Origin of the sequence: Geomonas sp. Red32 (assembly GCF_023652955.1) — a bacterium.
Lineage (GTDB): Bacteria > Desulfobacterota > Desulfuromonadia > Geobacterales > Geobacteraceae > Geomonas.
In genome coordinates, this window is record NZ_JAKLOY010000011.1 from 94,924 (window position 1) to 115,182 (window position 20,259).

14 protein-coding genes are annotated in these 20,259 nt (G+C 64.1%); 2 read left to right on the forward strand and 12 right to left on the reverse strand.

Going from position 1 to position 20,259, the window contains the following annotated elements:
• Positions 1-3: 3 nt before the first annotated feature.
• The 3 genes from L4X63_RS21595 to L4X63_RS21605 all read right to left on the reverse strand — a co-directional run bounded on the left by L4X63_RS21595 (position 4) and on the right by L4X63_RS21605 (position 1,887).
• Positions 4-807, reverse strand: a complete 804-nt coding sequence (locus L4X63_RS21595; RefSeq protein ID WP_250680741.1) for an SDR family oxidoreductase — start codon at positions 805-807, stop codon at positions 4-6.
• A 44-nt stretch (positions 808-851) separates the two neighbouring features.
• Entirely contained in the window at positions 852-1,199 is a 348-nt protein-coding gene (locus L4X63_RS21600; RefSeq protein ID WP_250680742.1) for a DUF1904 family protein, read from the reverse strand.
• A 223-nt stretch (positions 1,200-1,422) separates the two neighbouring features.
• On the reverse strand, positions 1,423-1,887 hold the full coding sequence (locus L4X63_RS21605) for a MarR family winged helix-turn-helix transcriptional regulator (RefSeq protein WP_250680743.1): 465 nt from the start codon (positions 1,885-1,887) through the stop codon (positions 1,423-1,425).
• A 280-nt stretch (positions 1,888-2,167) separates the two neighbouring features.
• On the opposite strand from L4X63_RS21605, the gene L4X63_RS21610 reads away from it, so the two are divergent.
• Complete coding sequence (locus tag L4X63_RS21610) at positions 2,168-2,512, forward strand: cupin domain-containing protein (RefSeq protein ID WP_250680744.1); 345 nt, start codon at positions 2,168-2,170, stop codon at positions 2,510-2,512.
• A 70-nt stretch (positions 2,513-2,582) separates the two neighbouring features.
• Here L4X63_RS21610 and L4X63_RS21615 read toward each other — a convergent pair whose 3' ends face one another.
• The 7 genes from L4X63_RS21615 to L4X63_RS21645 form a co-directional block, all read right to left on the reverse strand.
• Complete coding sequence (locus L4X63_RS21615; RefSeq protein WP_250680745.1) at positions 2,583-3,485, reverse strand: sensor domain-containing diguanylate cyclase; 903 nt, start codon at positions 3,483-3,485, stop codon at positions 2,583-2,585.
• A gap of 58 nt (positions 3,486-3,543) precedes the next feature.
• Complete coding sequence (locus L4X63_RS21620) at positions 3,544-4,509, reverse strand: hypothetical protein (RefSeq protein WP_250680746.1); 966 nt, start codon at positions 4,507-4,509, stop codon at positions 3,544-3,546.
• A gap of 482 nt (positions 4,510-4,991) precedes the next feature.
• A complete protein-coding gene (locus L4X63_RS21625; protein ID WP_250680747.1) occupies positions 4,992-8,093 on the reverse strand; it encodes an efflux RND transporter permease subunit in 3,102 nt (1,033 codons plus the stop codon).
• A 2-nt stretch (positions 8,094-8,095) separates the two neighbouring features.
• Entirely contained in the window at positions 8,096-9,274 is a 1,179-nt protein-coding gene (locus L4X63_RS21630) for an efflux RND transporter periplasmic adaptor subunit (RefSeq protein ID WP_250680748.1), read from the reverse strand.
• 106 nt (positions 9,275-9,380) lie between these two features.
• A complete protein-coding gene (locus L4X63_RS21635) occupies positions 9,381-10,862 on the reverse strand; it encodes an efflux transporter outer membrane subunit (RefSeq protein WP_250680749.1) in 1,482 nt (493 codons plus the stop codon).
• Positions 10,863-11,194: 332 nt separating this feature from the next.
• Positions 11,195-12,550, reverse strand: a complete 1,356-nt coding sequence (locus L4X63_RS21640) for an MATE family efflux transporter (RefSeq protein ID WP_250680750.1) — start codon at positions 12,548-12,550, stop codon at positions 11,195-11,197.
• A 96-nt stretch (positions 12,551-12,646) separates the two neighbouring features.
• Positions 12,647-14,080: a hypothetical protein gene (locus L4X63_RS21645; RefSeq protein ID WP_250680751.1), complete on the reverse strand. Its 1,434-nt coding sequence runs from the start codon at positions 14,078-14,080 to the stop codon at positions 12,647-12,649.
• Positions 14,081-14,282: 202 nt separating this feature from the next.
• Between L4X63_RS21645 and L4X63_RS21650 the strand changes: the two genes are divergently transcribed.
• On the forward strand, positions 14,283-15,047 hold the full coding sequence (locus tag L4X63_RS21650; protein WP_250680752.1) for a hypothetical protein: 765 nt from the start codon (positions 14,283-14,285) through the stop codon (positions 15,045-15,047).
• A gap of 42 nt (positions 15,048-15,089) precedes the next feature.
• Here the strand turns inward: L4X63_RS21650 and L4X63_RS21655 are convergent, their stop codons facing one another.
• Positions 15,090-17,030 (reverse strand): hybrid sensor histidine kinase/response regulator, encoded by a 1,941-nt coding sequence (locus L4X63_RS21655; RefSeq protein ID WP_250680753.1) that lies wholly within the window; start codon positions 17,028-17,030, stop codon positions 15,090-15,092.
• A 115-nt stretch (positions 17,031-17,145) separates the two neighbouring features.
• Positions 17,146-20,205 (reverse strand): PAS domain S-box protein, encoded by a 3,060-nt coding sequence (locus L4X63_RS21660; protein WP_250680754.1) that lies wholly within the window; start codon positions 20,203-20,205, stop codon positions 17,146-17,148.
• Positions 20,206-20,259 lie beyond the last annotated feature (54 nt).

Consider the following 20,259-nt stretch of genomic DNA (forward strand, 5'->3'; position numbering starts at 1 on the left):
CCCTCATGCACCCTGAGCGGAGGCGGCCGGCCGGGGATCCTCCGCACCATCATCCGCTGCCGCGGCACAGCTGGCGGCCGGAATCGACGCCGCAAACGCCTTTTCAACCCCCTTGGCATTCTTGACCAATTGACCGTGGACCTCCTGCGACATGGGGTCGGGGAAGATATCCTCGTTACCGTTTTCGAGCCCGGCCATGATTTCCGCGGCCACCAGCTCCGCCGCGGCCTTGGGGAGGTCCTGGCCCGCAGTCATCCTGGTATCGACCGGGCCGGGATAAACCCCGACCACGCGCACCCCACGGAGTGCAAGCTCTCCCCTCACCCCCTGTATAAGGGAATGCACCGCGGCCTTGGAGGCGGAGTAGGTCCCGTTGGCGGGGAGGTTCACCAGCCCGAGGATGGAACATACGTTCACCAGCACCCCGCCGCGGGAGGCGAGTACCGGCGCGAATGCGCGGCACATGGCCAGGGTGCCGAAGAAGTTCGCCTTCATCTCCTCCTCGGCGCCGGTCATGCCGGTTGGCTCCAGCAGGCCGGTACAACGGTTGACCCCGGCATTGTTGATCAGCACGTCCACGTCCTGGCAGATCTCATGGGCCGACGCCACGCTGGCGGGATGGGTGATATCCAGCCGCAGCGGGACCACCCTGTCGCTCTTGCGATTGGACAACGTCATCACCCCGGTGATGGTTCGGGCTGCCGCATAGACCTTGGCAGCCCCTTTGTCGAGAACGGCATTCACTAAAGCCCCGCCGATGCCTCCGTTGGCGCCGGTGATCAGCACTGTTTTACCTTTGAGGTCCATGATGATTCCTTTCCTGTTGGTTAGCTCCAGACGAGTCTGAAGAGTTACTTCGATTCGAATCCCGGTAGCCAGCTTATCTCTTTCAGCGGCTCCCCTTCCTTGTAGTACAGCGATGGAGACAGCGGCACGAAGAAGATATGGACATCCTCGTAGCCAAAATGGACGAAGAGGTCGTTGAGAGTTTCCGCGATCCGGTCGTGTGTTTGCTGCGGTCTCGGAAACATGAATATCTCCAGCGAGCGTGGACTGGGCGTGAGTTGGATGACGGGCAAAAGCTCGGCCTTGACGACTTCCTCCGGCACGGCGGCAACCCGGGCAAACTCCATGACCAACACGGGGATTTGCTGGCACAACAACCCCTCGTCGAAGCCCTTGAATCTCAGATAGGACATTGCAGTGTCCCTCCCTTCCAGCACTCACTTGGCGTGACCGGCATACCGCTTTTATCCCGTGGAACCGGCACCGATGCAGGCTCCGAAATCTCGTAGAGGGCAGCGGCGGCCTCTTCCAGAACCTTGGAAACGTCTCCGGGGGCCAGCACGGACAGGGCGCCGCGGAGGGCAAAGACAAGGTGCGGCCGCTGGTGGATCATGAGCCGGCAAAGCCGGTGATCCATCATTGTTTGCTCCGCTGGTGTACCGTGCTGACCGTAGTTTCCAGCCGTTCGATGAACCCGGCCATCTGCGAAAATTCCGTCTTGCTGAAGGTGCTCAGTAACTCGCTTTCGAGATCCATGGTGGTGCCATGGATGCTCGCCACTACCTCATGCCCCGGAGTGGTGAGACAGAGGAGTTTGGCCCGGCGATCCGTGGAGTCTTCCGACCGCTCGACCAGCCCCTTCGCGATCAGGGTGTCGAGCAGACGGACCAGGGAGGGCCCTTCGATACCGATGGATGCCGCGAGGTCCTTCTGGCGGATACCCTTACCAAGAAGATGAAGATGCAGGAGAGGACGCCAGGTAGCCGCGGTCAGTCCGGCATCCTGAAACTCTTTGTCCAGGATCTGGCACCACCGGCGCGTCAGAACGGCTAGACGGAAAAGCAGGTTGCTGCGGTCAATCTTGGTAGCAGAGAGAGTCATGGCAATTTAGTTAGCACGCTATTTATTTCTTTGCAATCTTTTTCTGAGGGGTGCAGCGGGCAGAGGATTCTGGGCGGCAGGTGTTGCGTGTTGCCCGTCGAGTGGTCAGGTGAGGTTTGCAAGGGAGCGGGAGGTCTGAGTGAGGGACACCCCATGTACTACCTCGGGGCGACAAGAAGCAGAGGGTGCAATTTGCATCTAGAATAGAAGCAAGATGATGCGAGCGTTGGCTGACAAAAGCGTCACCTTCAAAGGGAAACTTCGATTGCGGAGAGCGGCTATGAGCAAGGAAGAGGTGGCGCCTGAGACGAAAGGCGTTTCGGTCAAGTTACTGGCGGCGGTCGACCTTGGCCCCGAGATCGAGGGGCTGGCTGGACGCCAGTTGAGAATGAGAATGGTGACTATCGAACCGGGAGGGGTCTTCGGCCCGGTTCACAATCACGTGGATCGCCCGGGGCTGGTCTACATTCTTCAGGGGACCATCACTGACCACCGGAACGGGGTGGCTACCGAGTACGGGCCGGGAGTGGGCTGGCCCGAGGATAGGAATACCCTGCACTGGCTCGAGAATAAAGGAGACGTTCCCGCCGTAGAGATCTCGGTCGATATAGTCAGGCAAGAGTAAGCTCGTGCCTGCTACAGCGCAGACGTACGCACACGCAGTATCTTCGGCGGATCGGGCAGCGCCCCCGGACTCACCCCATGGTCAGGCGGTTCTTTCCGCCGGCCTTGCTCTTGTACATCAGCGCATCGGCACGCTGCATCAGCGAGACGATGCTATCGTCCGGGTTGGCCAGGGTTGCCCCGATGGAAACGGTCACCCTGAGCCGCTCCTCGTTCATCGGGATGAACGATTCGCTGACCAGGTTCAAGAGCCGGGTCCCCATCTGCATCAGATCGTGGGCATTGACGTTCCGCACGATCCCCACAAACTCCTCCCCTCCCCAGCGGCCGTACACGTCGAAGGGGCGCGAGTTGGCGGTCAGGGTGTCGGCGACGAAGCGGAGCACACTGTCGCCGGCATCGTGTCCGAAACGGTCGTTGACCACCTTGAAGTCGTCCAGGTCCATGAAGAGAATCCCGAAGGTGTGGCCGTAGCGGTCCCTCTCCTCGAAGAAAGCCTCCAGTTCCTTCTCCACGAAATAACGGTTGGCCAACCGGGTCAGCCTGTCCACCATGGCCATCTTTTCCAGCTCCTTGACCCGCTGCTCGCTGGCGAGCTTGTTGCTCAAGTCGGAAAAGATCTCCACCGCGCCGATGATCTCGCCGAAGTCGTCGGTCAGAGGGGAGACCCGGACCGAGACCGGCACCCGATGCCCGTTCTTGTGGCGCACGAAAATGTCCGCCTTGTGGCTGCAGCCGTCTCTGAGGGCGGCGGTGACCGGGCAGCCGTGGAGGCAGAGGTTTCTCCCCTCCTCGTCCACGTGGCACAAAAGGTTTTCCGAACAGCGGTGACAGACGACGTCCTCGGCCTGGTAGCCGGAGATTTCCTCCGCCGCCTGGTTCCAATAGACGATGCTTCGGTTCTTGTCCAGGATGTAGAGGCCGTCGCTCAGGCTGTGAATGATCTGTCGATAGGAGGTTTTGCTGAGATCCATGGCTGATACCTCGAAAGTGCTGCGACGCTGGTCGAAGCGGTATTGAGCGCCCAGCCGGTTAGAACCGGTAGGTGACCGCGCCCTTGATACGGTAATCGGGAACGAGTTGCAAGGCGGTGTTGTCGTTGACCAGCGGGAATTCGGCTCCGAATTCCGCGCTCAGTTTCTCCTTCCAGGTGTAGGAGATCTCCGGCCCGGCAAAAAGCGTGGTCATCCCGGTATCCTCGGCTACCACGCCGTTGAGATCGTCCTTCCCCTTGTCCTCGCCGCTCACGGCAAGCTGGAGAGAAAAGGCGGCCTTGTCGGTCAGCCAGAGGTACCCCCCGGGCTTGACGTGCCAGCCGAGATCGTTGGCGTAACGGTAGTTGAAATCCCCCCGGCTCCGGATGCTGTACTGCACCGCCCCGTTGACGAACAGCCGCTGCCAGCTGGCAAAAACCGCGGCCCCCACCACGCCGTCCCAGGAGCCGCTTCCCAGCGCCAGGTCGTGCCCGTGGATCCCCGACTCCGGCACCCCGGGAGCGGGAGCGGTCTCGTTCAGTTCCTCGCCGATCCGGCTGGAGTCACCGGTCGGGAATTTCACCCCGCCCATAAGATCCAGGACCAGGATGGCGTCCTCACCCGTCAGCTGCCAGCCGCGGTAGTGGCCGATGAGGGAGACGTCCCCCACGCCGGAGACCGTGCCGGTGTCGATGGTGCCGTCCGGTTTGGGACGGCGGTAGGAGCGGTTGATGTAGGGGATGTTCATCTGGACGCCGAAGTTGTCGTCGAAACGGTAGCCGGCGATGAACTGGGTGATGCTGCTGTCGAGCCGCTGCCCGGCGGGGTTATCGACCTTCTGCCCGTCCTGCTGCATGGTGCCGAAGTGGGTGAACTGTTCGAACACGCCGAAGTTGGGGCCAGGGTTGCCGGTCCTGGCCTCGAGCGAGCGGTAGATGGCGCAGAGATCGCACGCGCTGGCGGGGGCAGCAGCCATGGCCAGCACGACTAATCCAGCGAAAACCCGGCACCAGGATCGTTTCATTTTTCCCTCCAAAGACGACAGCTGTCTCATTTTTCGCAGGGGGAGACGAATTCCCCCGATTGCATTTCATCCAAGTTACCCACTACTTAGCGGCCGGCCGGAGAATTTGTAGGTAGTTGCAATACAAGATCGGTGCCCGTTTTGGCCAGCCCGCCAAATCACGCTGTAAAACGGCCCGAGTGGCGCGTTTCAAAACCGCCGCCATGTCTGCGATTCGCGGGGGCACCGGGTGCCACTCTAGGGTACTTTCGGGGCGCGGGGAGGCTAGTCCGGGGAGAAGAAGAGAAGAACGGGTGAAGGGGTGAAGAGGTTAAGAGCTTCAGCGGAAAGAAAAAAAATGCCGCGACAAGGGAGGGTACCTGTCGCGGCAAAGGATGTCGGCGGAGGGGAGAAAGCGGGACCCCCCTGCACCGATGTATCCGGCAGTGGGAAGACCATATGCCCCAATTGCGGAGGAAATGTGGAAATAATGTGAATTTTGGTCAATCGTGGGCGGCGGCGGTGACTTCTTCGGCGCGCCGGCGGTCCTTGGCGTGGTCCTTGGCGATCAGCATGTAGATGGACGGCACGACGAAAAGCGTGAACATGGTGCCGATGAACATCCCCCCTACCAGCACGAGACCGATCGAGTTTCGCGCCGCGGCGCCCGGGCCGGTCACCAGGGTGAGCGGGAAGTGGCCGGCGATGGTGGCGGCGGCAACCATCAAAATCGGCCGCAGACGGGTCATGGCGGCCTGGTGGACGGCGTCCAGCTTGCTCAGCCCCTGGATCTGCAGCTGGTTGGCGAATTCGACGATCAGGATCCCGTTCTTGGAGACCAGGCCGACCAGGGTCACCAATCCCACCTCGGAATAGATGTTGAGGGTGGTGGTCCATCCCCTGGTCCAGAAATGGACGTTGGGGTCCGGGATCTTCAGGAAGGTGAAGATGAGCGCGCCGAATATGGCCAGCGGGACCGAGCCCGCCAGGATGACGAAGGGGTCGCGGAAGCTGTTGAACTGCGCGGCCAGCACCAGGAAGATCAGCACGATGGCGAGCCCGAAGGCCGGGAGGAACTTGTTCCCCTCGGTCCTTAACTGCCGCGATTCCCCGGTGTAATCGAACCGGTACCCCTGGGGGAGGATCTTGGCCGCCTCGGTCTCCATGAACGTCAGCGCCTCGTCCAGCGGCCGGATGGCGACCCCGCTGATCTTCACCGCGTTCTTTTGCTGGAAGCGGTTGAGGGAACGGGGGACCACGGTGTCGCGCCGGGTGGCGATGGTGGAAAGCTTGATGACCGAGTTGTTGGGGCCGCTCACGTAGGCGTTCTCGAGCTGGCCGGGGTTCAGCCGGTCGGTCCGCTGGACCTGCGGGATGACCTTGTAGCTGCGGCCGGAGATGTCGAAGCGGTTGACATAGTCCCCCCCTACCAGCGAGCCCAGGTCCCCGGAGATCTGGGAGAGGTTCAGCCCGAGCGATGCCACCTTGTCGCGGTCGATGATGAACTCGGTCTGCGGCTGGTCGATCTTGACGTCGATGAGCGGCGGGAAGGCGAACATGCCGCTGGCGGCCGCCTTGGCCTGCAGCTGCTGGGCGAACTGGAGGATCTGGGGAGCCTCGGCGGTCGAGGTGATCAGGAATTCGACCGGGAAGTCGCCGCCGCCGGGAAGTGCCGGCGGGAGGACCGGGAAGATCCGCACCCCGGGGAGCTCCTGCATCTTCTTCTGCACGTCCGGCATGATCTGGTAGATGTTCCGCTTACGCTCCTCCCACGGCTTTACGACGAGGCCGCTGAAGCCGGAGTTGGGGGAGGTCAGCTGGAAGGTGAACTGCGCTTCCGGCACTCCCATCATTATGTTGTTGACCGCGGTGGCGAAGACGCGGTTCTGGTCCACCGTCGAGTTGGCAGCCGAGTCCATGATGCCGAAGATGACCCCCTGGTCCTCGGTGGGGGCGAGCTCCTTGGCGCTCATGGTGAACATCGGGATGCTCAGCACGGAGATGGCCAGCCAGATCGTATAGACGGCGGGGCGCACCGCCAGCGTGGTGGAGAGCATCCGGCCGTAGAGCTTCTTAAGCCGTTCGAAATCGCGGGAGATCCGCCCCGCCAGGCCGTGCTCGGCGGCGCCGGGCTTCAGGAGGGTGGCGGACATGACCGGCGACAGGGTGAGCGCCACGATGCCGGAGATGGTGACCGCACCCGCCAGGGTGAAGGCGAATTCGCGGAAGAGCGAGCCGGTGAGACCGCCCTGCAGGCCGATCGGGAGGTAGACGGCGGCCAGGGTGATGGTCATGGCGATGATGGGGCCGACCAGCTCGCGGGCACCGGCCAGCGCCGCCTCCAGCGGGGTCTTCCCTTCCCGCATGTGACGCTCGACGTTCTCCACCACGACGATGGCGTCGTCCACCACGAGACCGACGGAGAGGACGATGGCCAGCAGGGTGAGGAGGTTGACGGTGAAGCCGAAGGCCTGCATGAGGAAGACGCCGCCGATCAGGGAGACGGGAATCGCGACGATGGGGATCAGCACCGACCGGAAGGATCCGAGGAAGAGGAAGATCACCACCATGACGATCAGCAGGGTATCGGAGAGGGTCTTCAGTACCTCGTGGATGGCGCTCTGGATGTAGCTCGTGCCGTCGTAGGCGATGTTCGCCTTGAGCCCGGTCGGGAGGTCGCGCTGGATGTTCTCCATTTCCGCGCGGACCGCCTTGATGACGTCGAGCGAGTTGGCGTTGGGAAGCGCCCAGATCCCCATGAAGACGGCGGTCTGCCCGGAGAAGTGGACCTCGGAGTCGTAGTCCTCTGCCCCGAGGACGACGTCGGCCACGTCGCCCAGCCGGACGATAGTGGCGCCGTTTTGCTTGAGGGCGAGCTTCTTGAATTCGTCGATTGTGGTGAGGTTGGTGTCCGCGGTCAGGTTGACCTGGATGTAGGTCCCCTTGCTGTGCCCGAGGGCCGAGAGGACGTTGTTGGCGGCCAGCGCCTGGCGCACCTGGGCGGGGGTGATCGCGAGCGCGGCCATCCGGTCGGGCTTGAGCCAGATCCGCATGGCGAAGGTGCGCCCCCCGAGGATGTCGGCCCGCTGCACGCCGGCCACGGCGGAGAGGCGCGGCTGCACCACCCTGACGAGGTAGTCGGTGATCTCGTTCTGCTTGAGAACGTCCGAGGTGAAGCTCAGATAGGCCGAGGCGAACTGGCTGTCGGCCGACTCGATGTTGATGGTAGGGACTTCCGCCTCGGGAGGAAGGTCGCGGCGCACCTGGTCCACCTTGGAGGAGATCTCCGCGAGCGCCTTGGTGGAATCGTAGTTGAGCTTCAGGCGGACCGAGATGGTGGAAAGCCCCATGGTGCTCTGGCTGGAGATGTACTCGATCCCGTCGGCGGCCGCGATGACCCGCTCGAGAGGGGTGGTGATGAAGCCGCGGACGAGCTCGGCGCTTGCGCCCACGTAGACGGTGGTGACCGTGATGGTGGCGTTCTCCGAGTGCGGGTACTGGCGCACCTGGAGGGTCTTGATCGCCTGGAGCCCGGCGATGATGATAACCAGGCTCACCACCGCGGCGAGCACCGGCCTGCGTATGAAAAGGTCGGTGATCTTCACGGTCAGTTATTCTCCGGTTTGGGAGCCAGTTGGAAGGGGGGAGCGAGCCGGTTGTCGACGATGGCGGACTGGCCGTTACGGAGCTTGAAGACCCCGGTGCTGACGATGGTATCGCCTTCCTTGACCCCGCTCGTTACCGCCACCAGATCGCCGCGCTTTTCCCCGAGACGAACGAACTGCTGGCTGAGCACCAGCCCGGTATCGGCCTGCTTGGGGGCCGGGGCGGCTCCCTTCTGCCCCTTCGTGGGGGGAGCCTCCTTCTGCGGCGGCGCCTTCACGATCAGGAAGACGGAGTCGCCGTAGGGGTTGTAGAGGACGGCGGTGGCGGGGATGACCAGCACCTTCTGGCGGGCGGGAAGCCCTACCGCCACGTTGACGAACATCCCCGGGCGCAGCCGCTCCGCGCTGTTTTCCAGGGTGGCTTCCACCTTCACGTTACGGGTGTCGGCATCGACCAGCGGATTGATGGCGGTGACCCGGCCGGGGGTGGTAATCCCCGGCAGCGCGTCGCAGGTGATCCGCACCTGCTGACCGGTGCGGAGAGTCCCGACCTGCTGCTGCGGGAGGGCGAAATCGGCGAAGATGGGGTTCATGCTCTGCAGGGTGACAATCGGGTCTCCCTCCTTGAGCATCTGCCCGAGGTTGACCTGGCGGATGCCGAGCCGGCCGGAGAAGGGGGCGCGGACGGTCTTCTTGGCGATGGTGGCGCGGATGCTGTCGGCCTGCGCGACGGCCTGGTCGCGGGCGGCCTTGGCCTGGTCGAAATCGGCTTGGGACATGATGCGCTCGGCCAGGAGCTTCTTGTCGCGCTCGAGGGCGGTGCGGGTCAGCTCCACCTGGGCCAGGGCGCTCTGCAGCTGCGCCTGCTCGGCGGTGGTGTCCTGGCTGATCAGGAGATCGCCCTTTTTGACGAAGCCGCCGGGCTGGAAGGAGATGTTGGTCACCTTCCCGGCGATCTCGCAGGCGACGGTCACGCCCTGGACCGCGTTGAGGGTACCGACGGCGGGAAGGCTCGAGTCCCAGGTCTCCGAACGCACAACCGTGGAGGTGACCGTCTCCGCCGGCATGACGAACTTCTTGCCGTTATCGATCATCGCCTTGATCTGCAAGGCCTTGATCCCTGCCAGCACCGCCACCACCACGATCACCAGGATGACGGCGTATAAAATCCGCTTCTTCATGAGTTACGGCTCCATTGCATCTAAAAGTTTCCCTCCCCTTCAAAGGGTGGGAACGTGATTCCCTCGGTAGGTGCTACCGCCGATCGTTTTGCCTCCTCCCTCCCCTTCAAGGGGAGGGCGGGGGTGAGGATGGGGGTGCGTTTCCGGCCGTCCGGTTCCACCACCCGCCGCCCAGCGCCTGGAAAAGGGCGGCGCTGTCGGCTAAACGCGCGGCCTGCGCCTGGGCCAGTGTGATCCTTGCCTGCAGGTACAGCCTTTCGGCGTCCAAGAGCAGGAGATAGTTGACGGCCCCGGCATCGTACTGCTTCCGGGTCAAATCGAAACTTGCCTTGGCTGCCTGCTCGGCGTCGGACTGAGCCCTGAGCGCCTTGGCGTCGAGCTCCAGCGCCCTGAGCACGTCGGCGACGTTCTGGAAGGCCTGCAGCACGGTGGCCCGGTACTGGGCCGCCGCCTGTTCGTAAGCCGCCTCGGCCGCCCGCTTCCTGGCCCGCAGCTCCCCGCCGTGAAAGAGCGGCTGCACGATTCCGGCGCCGATCGACCAGACCGAGCCGCTCGTGAAGAGGTCGGCGAAGGTGGTGCTCTGGGGACCGAAGCTCCCGCTCAGGGTGATCTTGGGAAAAAGGTTCGACTCGGCCACCCCGACCTGGGCGGAGGCCTGGTGGAGGATCTCCTCGGCAGCCAGGACGTCGGGGCGCTGGCGCACCAACTCGGAGGGGAGCGAAAGCGGCAACTCCTGGGGAAGCTGGAGACCGGCCAGGTCGAACTCGGGGAGCGCACCCGATTCGGAGGGGAATCTCCCGGCCAAGACCGCCATCTGGTGACGCGACTGGGCCAGCTCTTTCTCGAGCGGCGGGAGCGAGGTCTTGGTCTGCGCCAGCTGGGCCTGCTGGGCCAAAAGTTCCGGCCTGGTCCCGGCCCCCAGCTCCAGGCGCCGCTCCATGAGCCTCACCTCCTCATCCTGGGCGGCGATCATCGCTCCCACCTCCCGGATGCGGGCCTTGAGGGAGGCCTGCTGCACCGCGGTGGTGACCAGGTTGGAGCTCAGCGTGAGGTGGGATCCTTCCAGGAGATAGCGCTGGTAGTCGAGCTGGGCCTGGGAGGCCTCCAGGGCGCGGCGCTCGCCGCCGGCCAGGTCGAGGTTGTAGGAGACCTGCACGGAGGCGTTGTAAAGGGTGAAGGTGGAGCTCGGTGCGTTGGGCTGACCGAAGGCGGCGCTGGAGAATTTCTGACGCTGGACGGCAAAGTTGGCGTCGGCAGTAGGTAGCAGCGTCCCGAACTGGGCGCGCCGGTTCTCCTCGGCTTCCCGCAGGGCGGCCTGCGCCGCCGCCAGGTTGGGGCTGTTCTTCACCGCCAGCGCAATCAGGTCGTTGAGCGGCTGGTTACGGAACAGCGTCCACCACTCGGCGGGAATCTCGCGGCCGCTCACGATTTTCTGCTCTCCCCCCTGCGGCACTGGTGCGCTGGCGGTGGTAGCAGGAAGCGGCTGTCCGGTAAAAGTGGAAACGGTGGGCGCGGGGGGACGATGGAAATCGGGGCCTACCGCACAGCCGGAAAGAACCAGGACGAGGGCGGCCAGCAAGGTTGCCACGCCCTTTCTTCCTATCCAGTGACTGGGGTTGGTTTCTATCAGCGGGAGAGTACTGTCTGAAAGATATCGTGTGAGAAAGGTTTCTGTCATCGGGCTACCAGAGGGCTTCCTTTTATTCAGTGTCGGGTCCCGTTGACAGCTTGCCGGGGAATAAGGCGTAATGATAACAAAGTCTCAGCTAAAGGCAATCATTCAGGCTGCCCTCAGCCAGGACTGACCTGTCTGACCTGTCTGACCTGTCTGACCTGTCTGACCTGTCTGACCTGTCTGACCTGTCTGACAGTCGGCAGCAGTCAGTCAGACAGCCAGCCGGCAGTGCGTCAGGCAGTACGTCAGGCGGGGCGTTCCTGGCCGGTGCCGTCCAGAAGCACCTGGATCCCGCGCCAGGCGCCGGTGCGAAACCGGAGCGACCAGATGACCGCGGTGACCAGCACGTAGAAGGTGGCGAGCCCCCATTCGGCTTCCAGGCTCGGGGCGAGATGCCCTATCGCCCAGAGGGCGGCGAGGAAAAAGGAGGAGCTGACCAGGAAACTGCGGGCGGTCCAGTGGGTGTCCCCGGCGGAGGCCAGGATACAGCCCAATATAACGTTGGCGGCGTCGAACAGACAGTAGAAGGCGACGAACTTCATGATCACGGCCCCCGTCTCGACGATGGCTGCGCCTTCCGCCCCACTTCCGGCAAAGAAGGAGAAAAGCGGAGCCGAAAGGGTGGCGAAAACGACTGCCATGCTCGCCATCCACCCCTCGCAGACCACCAGCGCCTGCAGGGCGATCTCCGGGACCTCCTCGTCGCGTCCCGCCCCGCGCGCGTGCCCCACCAGGATGCCCGCGGCCTGGCCAAGCCCGAGGGCCGGGAAGAAGGCGGCGCCGTTGATCCGGAAGGCGATGCTGGAGGCGGCAAGCTCGGCGGTTCCCAGCCTCCCGACCACCACCAGAAAGAGGGTCCAGGCGATCAGTTCTCCGCTGATGCGAAGCCCCATGGGGGCGGCCAAGGAGAGGAAGTGCCGGTACTCCACCCAGTTGAAGGCGCGCGCCTTTCTGTCCGAGAAGCCCCCGGCGCGGACGAAGATGAGGGTGTAGAGAAGGGCGGAGACCGCCTGGGCGGCGACGGTGGCTATGGCGGCGCCGGAGATCCCCAGGCGCGGGCAGCCCCATTCGCCGAGCACCAGCCCCCAGGCGAGCAGCGCATTGACGGCAAAGGAGACGAAGGTGACGGCGGTGACCACCACGGGGCGGCCGATGCCCGAGAGCCATCCGGCCAGCGCGGAACAGATGACCGGGAAGAAGGAGCCCACCATGCAGATCCAGAAGTAGGCGATCTCGTCCCGGGCCACCTCCGGCTGGTGGCCGGTCAGAAGGAATAGCTGCGCGATGGGCCAGGCCAGCAAAAGGGCGGCGATGCCGGAGAGAAGCGCGGTGTGGATGCCGAGCCAGGCCGAGGCGCGGACCCCTTCGGCATCGGCGCTTCCGTGGTTGTGGGCGACAAAAGTCCCCGCGTAGCCGGCGGTGCCGAACAGAAAGCCCTGGAAGAGGATGACCGCCATCCCCGCCGGACCGATCGCCGCCACCGCCTGGCTGGAGTGCCGGGAAAGGACGATGGCGTCGATGATCTGCATGAGGGTGATGGTCGAGGTGGAAAGTATCATGGGGCCTGCCAGCTTGAGCAGGCGCGGGACGTGCTTGAACATGGAAACCTTTACGGGAGGTAGCAGATTTTCACAACCGCCGCAGAGTACCACTCGGAGAGAAGAGAATCGAGAGAATCTTTCAGCCTGAAGAAGCGATTACCCCTCGATCTGCAGGCGCTCGAAGCGGCGGCGCTGGACGACGGCCAGACGGAGGATGATACGGTCGGATTCGTAGTTGGGACCGATGCAGACCATGTCGTAGATCCCGCCGAAACGGACGTCCCCCCCTGCCAGTGCACGCAGCTTGCCGTCGCTCCCCAGCATGTAGCCGTCGAAGTGGGTCCAGATCTCCTGGCTCCCCCACCCGCGCTCTCTGCCGATCCGGGTGTGGAGATCGGAGGGGATGCAGACCAGCCGGAAGCGGGCCGGATCCAGCCCGAGGAGATCCTTCACACACGTTCCTCCCCGCTCGGCGAGTACCGCCTCGATCTGCTGGCGGGTCAGCGAGTCGCGCCGCTTCAGGCCGAGCGCCTCCAGAAGCGGCGTCACCGGCAGGGTGCTCCCCGCCGCCGGTTCCTCGAAATCCTCGACCAGCCCGTCCTCCTCGGCAATGCAGGGGAGGTAGCGGATCCCGCAGGAGTTGACCAGCGGGTGCAGCACGAAGAGCTCGACCCGGCTCCTGAGCGCCTGGGGGACGTCGGCAGGGAGCGGCAGCGAGGAGAGCCGCAGCGCCCTCCCCTGCTCGCTCTCCTCCCCGGCGAAGGTCGGGCTCCAGATGTGCGGAAGGAGCTTCAGGTACTGCTGGGTGTGGGATTCGACGTGGAAACGGGCAAAGCCCAGCTCCTGGGCCCGCCTGAGCACTTGGGCGGGAAAGTCGTAGCGGTAGGCCTCGCTGCGGACCTTGCCGGTTTCGCCGCCGCCGGCCGCGGCGCCTGTGCTCGTCCCGCCGCCGGAGAGGGAGCCGGCCAGCTCGGTCAGCTTGTCGAAATTCCCCTTCTCGAGCGCTTCGTGAGCCTCCTGGCGGAGGAGTTCCGGTGAGGCCGCCGCTTTGAAGACCGAAGCAGGCCGGATCACCGCCGTCGAGCTCTCCTCGGCGAAAGCGAGCCGCCTCTCGAAGTAGAAATCCCTGCACTCGGGGTCGTTTTTCGCGAGCGTTTCCAGATCCGCCATTCCCCGCTCCCGCAGGGCTGGGAGCTCCTTCAGGGCCCTTCCCGCCAAGGCCGCCATCCCCTGCGAGAAGGGGTCGAGGGGAAACCAGTTTTCCCGGTAGACGCTTTTCGCCAGGGCCAGCAGCGGGGCGTCGCTCTCCACCTCCTGCTTCATGGTCTGCAGCTCCCGGCTCATCTCCTGCACCGAGCTCCAGTTTCCCTGCATCATGGCGTTCTCGATCCTGTTGGGGAGGAGGTTCAGCTCGTTCTCCATCCGGAACAGTCCGCGATACCTCTCCGGGGTCATCGCCCGGGAAAGGAGCTCGCGGGCCCGGTCCAGGTAAAGGTCGCGGAAAAGGGTGTCGATCTCTCCCAGCGACAAAAGGGTTGCGATCACGCTCTTCGGGTCACTTCCGTTGGCCGCCACCTCGTTCATCTCCATGGTCCCCTCCCCTTCTGGATACCTGGAAACTATACCATCACTTTCAGTGTCCTCCCCCCCCTCGCCTTTCCCTCGCCGCTCCTTCATTGAACAAGCGGCAACGGAACATTTTATACTGGACAAAATCCGGGGGTACCGGGCATTTTACTCAAGCCGAGAAAGGTTTTTACCGAAACGTAGATAGAAAAAGGAGGCACTCCGAGTGAGATCATCCCTAAAAGATAACAATGCGGTCCAGCCGCTTTCCCTGGAAATGAAGGTAGTGCTCGACCGTTGTGAAAGGATCGAAACTACCTGTGCCGAAATCTACCGGGTCTTTGCCCACATGCATGCGGAATATCCCAAGCTGCAGGCGCTTTGGTTCAGTACGGCGGAAGACGAGGTACAGCACGCCTCCCAATTCAACCTCCTCTCCCGCATGAAGGGGGGGAGCATCGCCGGGATCACCGTCGAGGTAGGGGATGCCGACTCCGTGCTGGGGGACCTGGAGCTCCTCCTCGCCCGGGTAAGGAACGAGTTCGTACCGCCTGACCTGGCCCTCCAGATAGCGGTCAGGGTCGAAAACCACCTGACGAGCTTTCACTCCACCTCGGTCGTCCTTTGCAAGGATGAAGCGCTCCAGCGGCTTTTGCAGGCGATGATGTCCAACGACGACCGGCATATCGAGAGGCTGGAGCAGGCGCTCAAGGAGTTCCAGGCAGCCAGGGATGCCTTCAATACCGTGCTCAGAAAGGTGGAAGGGCTCTTCGAGGAGATCGGCGAGGTGAGCCTCTCCCGGGTGCAGACCCTCAAGGTGGCCATCAAGTTCGAGTCGCTGCTGGCGCGTTACCGCCGGGGGGTCCTCCAGTCCGGCAACGATCCGGGATTGGAGCCGGTACTGAGGAGGCTGATCGAGAACAACGAGGGTGAGGTGGGAATGATCGAAGAGGCGCTCGAGGAGCTGCTGGCCGCCCAGCCCCAGGCTTAGGAGGGGGGGCATCCAGGCCCCCCCGTTAACGCCCAGCCGGGGTCAGACGGTCTCCCGGATGACCTTTTTCAGATCGGAGAGCTTGTACGGTTTCTGGATGAAGCCGGCGAGCCCCTTGCCGACGAATTTCTGGGTGACGTCCTGCTCGTTGTAGCCGCTGGACATGATCACCTTTACCCCCGGGTCGAGCGCCTTCAGCTCACGGAAGCAGCGTTCGCCGTCCATGTGCGGCATGGTCAGGTCGAGGACCACCAGCGTTACGTTTCCGGCCAGGCGGAAGCGTTCCAGCGCCTCGCGGCCGTCGCAGGCGGTGGCCACCTCGAACCCGAGCTCCCGCAGCATCTTCCCGCCGGTCGCCCGCACCGTCTCCTCGTCGTCCACCAGGAGCACCGTCCCGCTCCCCCGCCACCCGTCCTCTTCCGGGCCCTCGGTTAAGAGCTCGGCCGGCTTGCCGCTCGCCGGGAAGAGGAGCTTGAAGGTGGTCCCCTTCCCCAGCTCGCTGTAGACCCTGATGGAGCCTTTGTGCCCGCGCACGATCCCCTGCACGGCGGCCATCCCGAGCCCGCGGCCGGTGAACTTGGTGGTGAAGAAGGGGTCGAAGACCTTGGCCTTGGTCGCCTCGTCCATCCCGCAGCCGGTGTCGCAGATCTCGAGGAAGACGTAGCTCCCCTCGGCGATCCCCTCGTCCATCCAGTTGTTCACCAGGTAGTCCCGGTCGCACTCCATCCAGCCGGTATTGATGGCAACCACCCCGCTCCGCTCCCCGATCGCTTCCGAGGCATTGATGATCAGGTTCATGATGACCTGGCGGATCTGGGTGGCGTCCGCCTCCATGGTGGGGAGACCGGCGCCGGGGTTGAAGCGGAGCACCGCCATCTTGGAGATGGAGACCTTCAGCATGTGGAGCATCTCGTCGACCAGTCGGTTGAGATCGATGCTCTCCACCACGAACTTCCCCTTCCCCGAGTAGGCGAGCATCTGGCGGGCGAGGTCGGCGGCCCGCCCGGCCGAGCGGTTGATCTCCGCCAGGTTGTCGCAGACCGGCGACTCCTTGGGGACCTTCCTGAGTGCCAAGTCGGCGTTGCCGATGATGGCCATCAGTATGTTGTTGAAATCGTGGGCGATGCCGCCGGCGAGAATCCCCAGGCTCTCCAGCTTCTGGGCCTGCATGAGCTGCTTCTCCAGCTGGACGTTGGCCAACTGCTCGGCCTCGGCGCGCTTGCGGTCGGTGATGTCCCGCACGATGGAGCAGTAGTGCTCTTCTCCCTCGTAGCAGATGTAGTTGCCGGAGATCTCCACGTCGATGAGCCTGCCGTCGCTCGTCAGGTGCTTCCCCTCGCGCCGCAGCGACCCGTTCGCCTTCAGCTCGTCCCAGAAATGGGGCCAGCTCTCCAGGGAAAGGTCGGGGTTGAGATCGGTCACCGTCATCTGCAGCACCTTCTCGAGGGGGTATCCCAGGAACTCCGAAGCCGCCTGGTTGGCGTGCAGGATGCGGCCGTCGGAGGCGAACCAGTAAACCGGGGTGAAGACCCGCTCCAGGGAGAAGGTCGCCATCTGGAGCTTGGCGTTGGTGGCCGAGAGCTCCTCGTTGAGGGCCTTGACCTCCTCCATGGTGGCGAGGATGCTCGGGAAGGAGATCGCCTGGGGGATGCGGGGGATGAAGGCGATGGCGGTAACCGCCGAAATGCCTGCGGTGAGCGCCTTGAGCACCCCCTCGATCCAGTAGTCGGGGCGGTAGATGGTGTAGGCCCCCATCAGGTGGGTGGTCCCACAGGAGAGGATGAAGGCGGCAAACATCAGAAAGATGCCGTAGAAGGGAAGATCGCGCCGCCGATAGGCGAAGTAGAACATGGCGAGCGGGATCGAATAGTAGGCGATGCCGGTGACGATGTCGGAACCGACGTGCAGGGCGAGCAGTCCCGGCTCCCAGTTCAGGCAGTAGCCGTGCTCCATGTAGTTACCGGTCATATGGCCGGAGTGCATCCACAACCTCCTTGAGGGGCGGCCTTTTCTCTAGCGCTGCCGGAACGGCCACTGCCAGAAAATGGCGGTTTCACGGAGCGGAATGCTAGCAGTTTAGTGCCTAAAAAGCAAAGTGTTATCGGTCATCCAGCACCTCCCGCACCTTCTTGGTGAGGAGGGTGGCGGTGAACGGTTTGGAGAGGAAGCCGGCCCCCTCGCGGATCACCCCGCGGCCGGCGACGATGTCGGCGGTGTAGCCGGACATGAAGAGGGTGCGGATAGCCGGCCTGATCTCCTCGACGCGGGCCTGGAGCTCGCGGCCGTTCATGGTCGGCATCACCACGTCGGCCAGAAGGAGATGAATCTCGTCCGGGTGGCTGCGGCAACACTCCATGGCCTCCTCCGCGGAGAGGGCGGTCAGCACCGTGTAGCCGTGGCTCTCCAGGATGGTGCCGATGAGGGAGACGACCTGCTCCTCGTCCTCCACGACCAGCACCGTCTCGGTCCCCCTGAGCGGGACGCCGGCGGTCACCCCTTCCAGGGGGATCTCCTCCTCCAGGCAGCGGGGGAAATGGACGATGAAGGTGGTTCCCCGCCCGGGCACGCTCTCCACCGAGATCCCCCCCTCGTTCTGCTTGACGATGCCGTAGACGGTGGAAAGCCCGAGGCCGGTCCCCTTCCCCTTTCCCTTGGTGGTGAAAAACGGTTCGAAGATCCGCTCCAGCACCACCTTGTCGATTCCGCTCCCGGTGTCGCTGATGGCGAGCCTCACGTACTCCCCGCCGCTAAGCCCGAGGATCCTGGCCGCTTCCCCGTCGATGGTGGCGTTGCCGGTGGCCAGCGTGATGGACCCCACCCCGCCGATGGCGTCGCGGGCGTTGACGGCGAGGTTGGTGAGGATCTGGTCCATCTGGGAGGGGTCGATCTTGATGTTCCAGAGGGAGGGGGCCGGCTGGAAGACGATGCGGATCTCCTCCCCGATCAGGCGGGAGAGCATGCTGCGCTGGTAGTCGATCACCCGGTTGAGGTTGACCACCTCCGGCTGCCGCCCCTGCTTGCGGGAGAAGGCCAAAAGCTGGCGGGTGAGGTCGGCGGAGCGCTGGCCGGCCCGCTCGATCTGCAAAAGCTCGCGGTAGAGGGGATCCTGCGGGGTGAGCCGCTCCAGGGCCAGGTTGCTCACCCCGAGGATCACGCTCAGCATGTTGTTGAAGTCGTGGGCGATGCCGCCGGCCAACTGCCCGATGGCATCCATCTTCTGCGCCTGGCGAAGCTCCGCCTCGAAGCGGTCCCGCTCGGCCTGCACGGTCTGCATGGCCTGCGCCTGGTCGAAGGTGTAAAGGGCGAAGGCGACGTCGCTCGCCAGCTCGCCGAAGAGCGCCACCTCCTCCTGGTCGCACCCCTGCCCGTCGTCGAGCACCACCGCCATGAAACCGTAGAGGATGGCATTGTGGGTGAGCCGGACGCACATGGTCTCGCACGTATTTTCCGGGGAGGAGATCGGACAGCCGTCGCAGAGCCCGGCCACCCGGGGCGCCAGCAGCGGCTCCCCCTCCTCCATGGCCCTGCAGCAGCAGGGGGGGAGCTTCCCCTCCTCGATCAGCCGGGCCAAAGGGGTGAAGTCCTCGCGGAACCCCGCCTGGGCGTAGGCGGACGGACGGCCGTCCCGGCCGGTGAGGATGATCATCCCCCCCCGGAAGCCGCGGTGCTCGACCAAAAGCTCGCAGGTCTCGGCGATGAAGCGGCCGGCGTCCCGCTCCCTGACGATCAGCTGGTCCACCGTGCGCACCGCGCGCAGCACCCGGTTCAGGTGCTCGATCCGCTCCTCGCTCCGCTTTCTCTGGGTGATGTCGTGGATGAAGCAGAGGAAGATCCCCTGGTTGGGGAGATGGACGGTGCTCACCTCGACCTCGATCTCGCTTCCGTCGCGGCAGCGGTGCCGGCTCTCGAAGCGGTCGCACCCCTCCGCCACCACGCTCGCCACGTGCCTTTGCACCTCCTCGCCCGACTCGCTGCAGTCGAGGTCGGCGATGGACATGGCGAGGATTTCGTCGCGGGAGTAGCCGGCCATGGCACAGTAGGCGTCGTTCACCTCCAGGATCCTCCCCTCCTGGTTCACGGAGCAGAACCCTTCGATAGCGGTGTTGATGAGGGTCTGGTAGCGCTCCTCGTTCTCCCGGAGGCGCTCCTCGGCCCTCTTCAGGTCGGTGACGTCGCTTCCCACCGCCAGGATCTCGGTGAGCTCCCCCTTTTGGTCCAGGATCGGGGTGTTGGTCCAGGTCATCCAGACCCGGCGCCCGTCCCGGCGGACGTTCTCGTTGACGTTGTTCGCGTAGCGGTCGGGATGGGCGAGGATGTCGCCGATCAACCCCGAGAGCTCCCCTCCCCCGCCGCAATCCCCCGCCGGGACCAGCATGGCGACCGGCTGCCCCACCGCCTCCTCGGCCCGGTAGCCGAAGAACCTCTCCGCGAACTCGTTGAAGAAGGTGATGGAGCCGTCACGGCTCCACCTGACGATGGCGCTGTTGGCGTTTTGCACGAGGTCGCGGTAGATCTCCTCCCGGGCCCGGAGCTCCTCCTCCGCCCGCTTCCTTTCCGTGACGTCGGAGATCATCGCCAAAAGGCAGACGTCCTTGCCGATCACGATCATCTCGGTAGAACAGAGGGTGTCGATCACCTCTCCCGACTTTCTCCTGAGCTTCACCTCGCGGTTTCGTACCCGGCCGGTCCTCCTGAGCTCCCGGATCGCCCCCTCCCGGTCGCGGCCGTTGACGTAGATGGCGAGCTCGGAGGAGCTGCGGCCGATCACCTCCTCCCGTAGGTAGCCGAGCATCTCCAGCCAAGTCGGGTTGACGTCCAACAGGCGGCCGTCCTCGGCGATGCTGATGCCGATGGCGATCGGGCTTCCCCGGAAGATGGTGGAGAAGCGGTCGTCGCTTAGGGAAGATTCCCGGTGGCTCTCCTCCCGGTCGCGGAGGTGGTTGAGGATGAGGTGGTACAGGAGAAAGGAGGTGAGGGCGACGAACAGCCACCCCTTGAGGATGGAGAGCCGGACCATGGCCTGCTCGCTGCCGGCGATCAGGGCGACCAGGTTGTCCGAGGAAAGTATCCACCCGGCGGAGAGGAGCGCGTACGCCAGCACGATGTTGCGTGCGGCCTGCTTCGGGGAGGAGTGTGTGCGCTTTGGTTCGCCGGGCATGGAAAACGATTCCTGTACTATCTAGGAACGGGAAGTACTGTCTCAGCGGTTAGC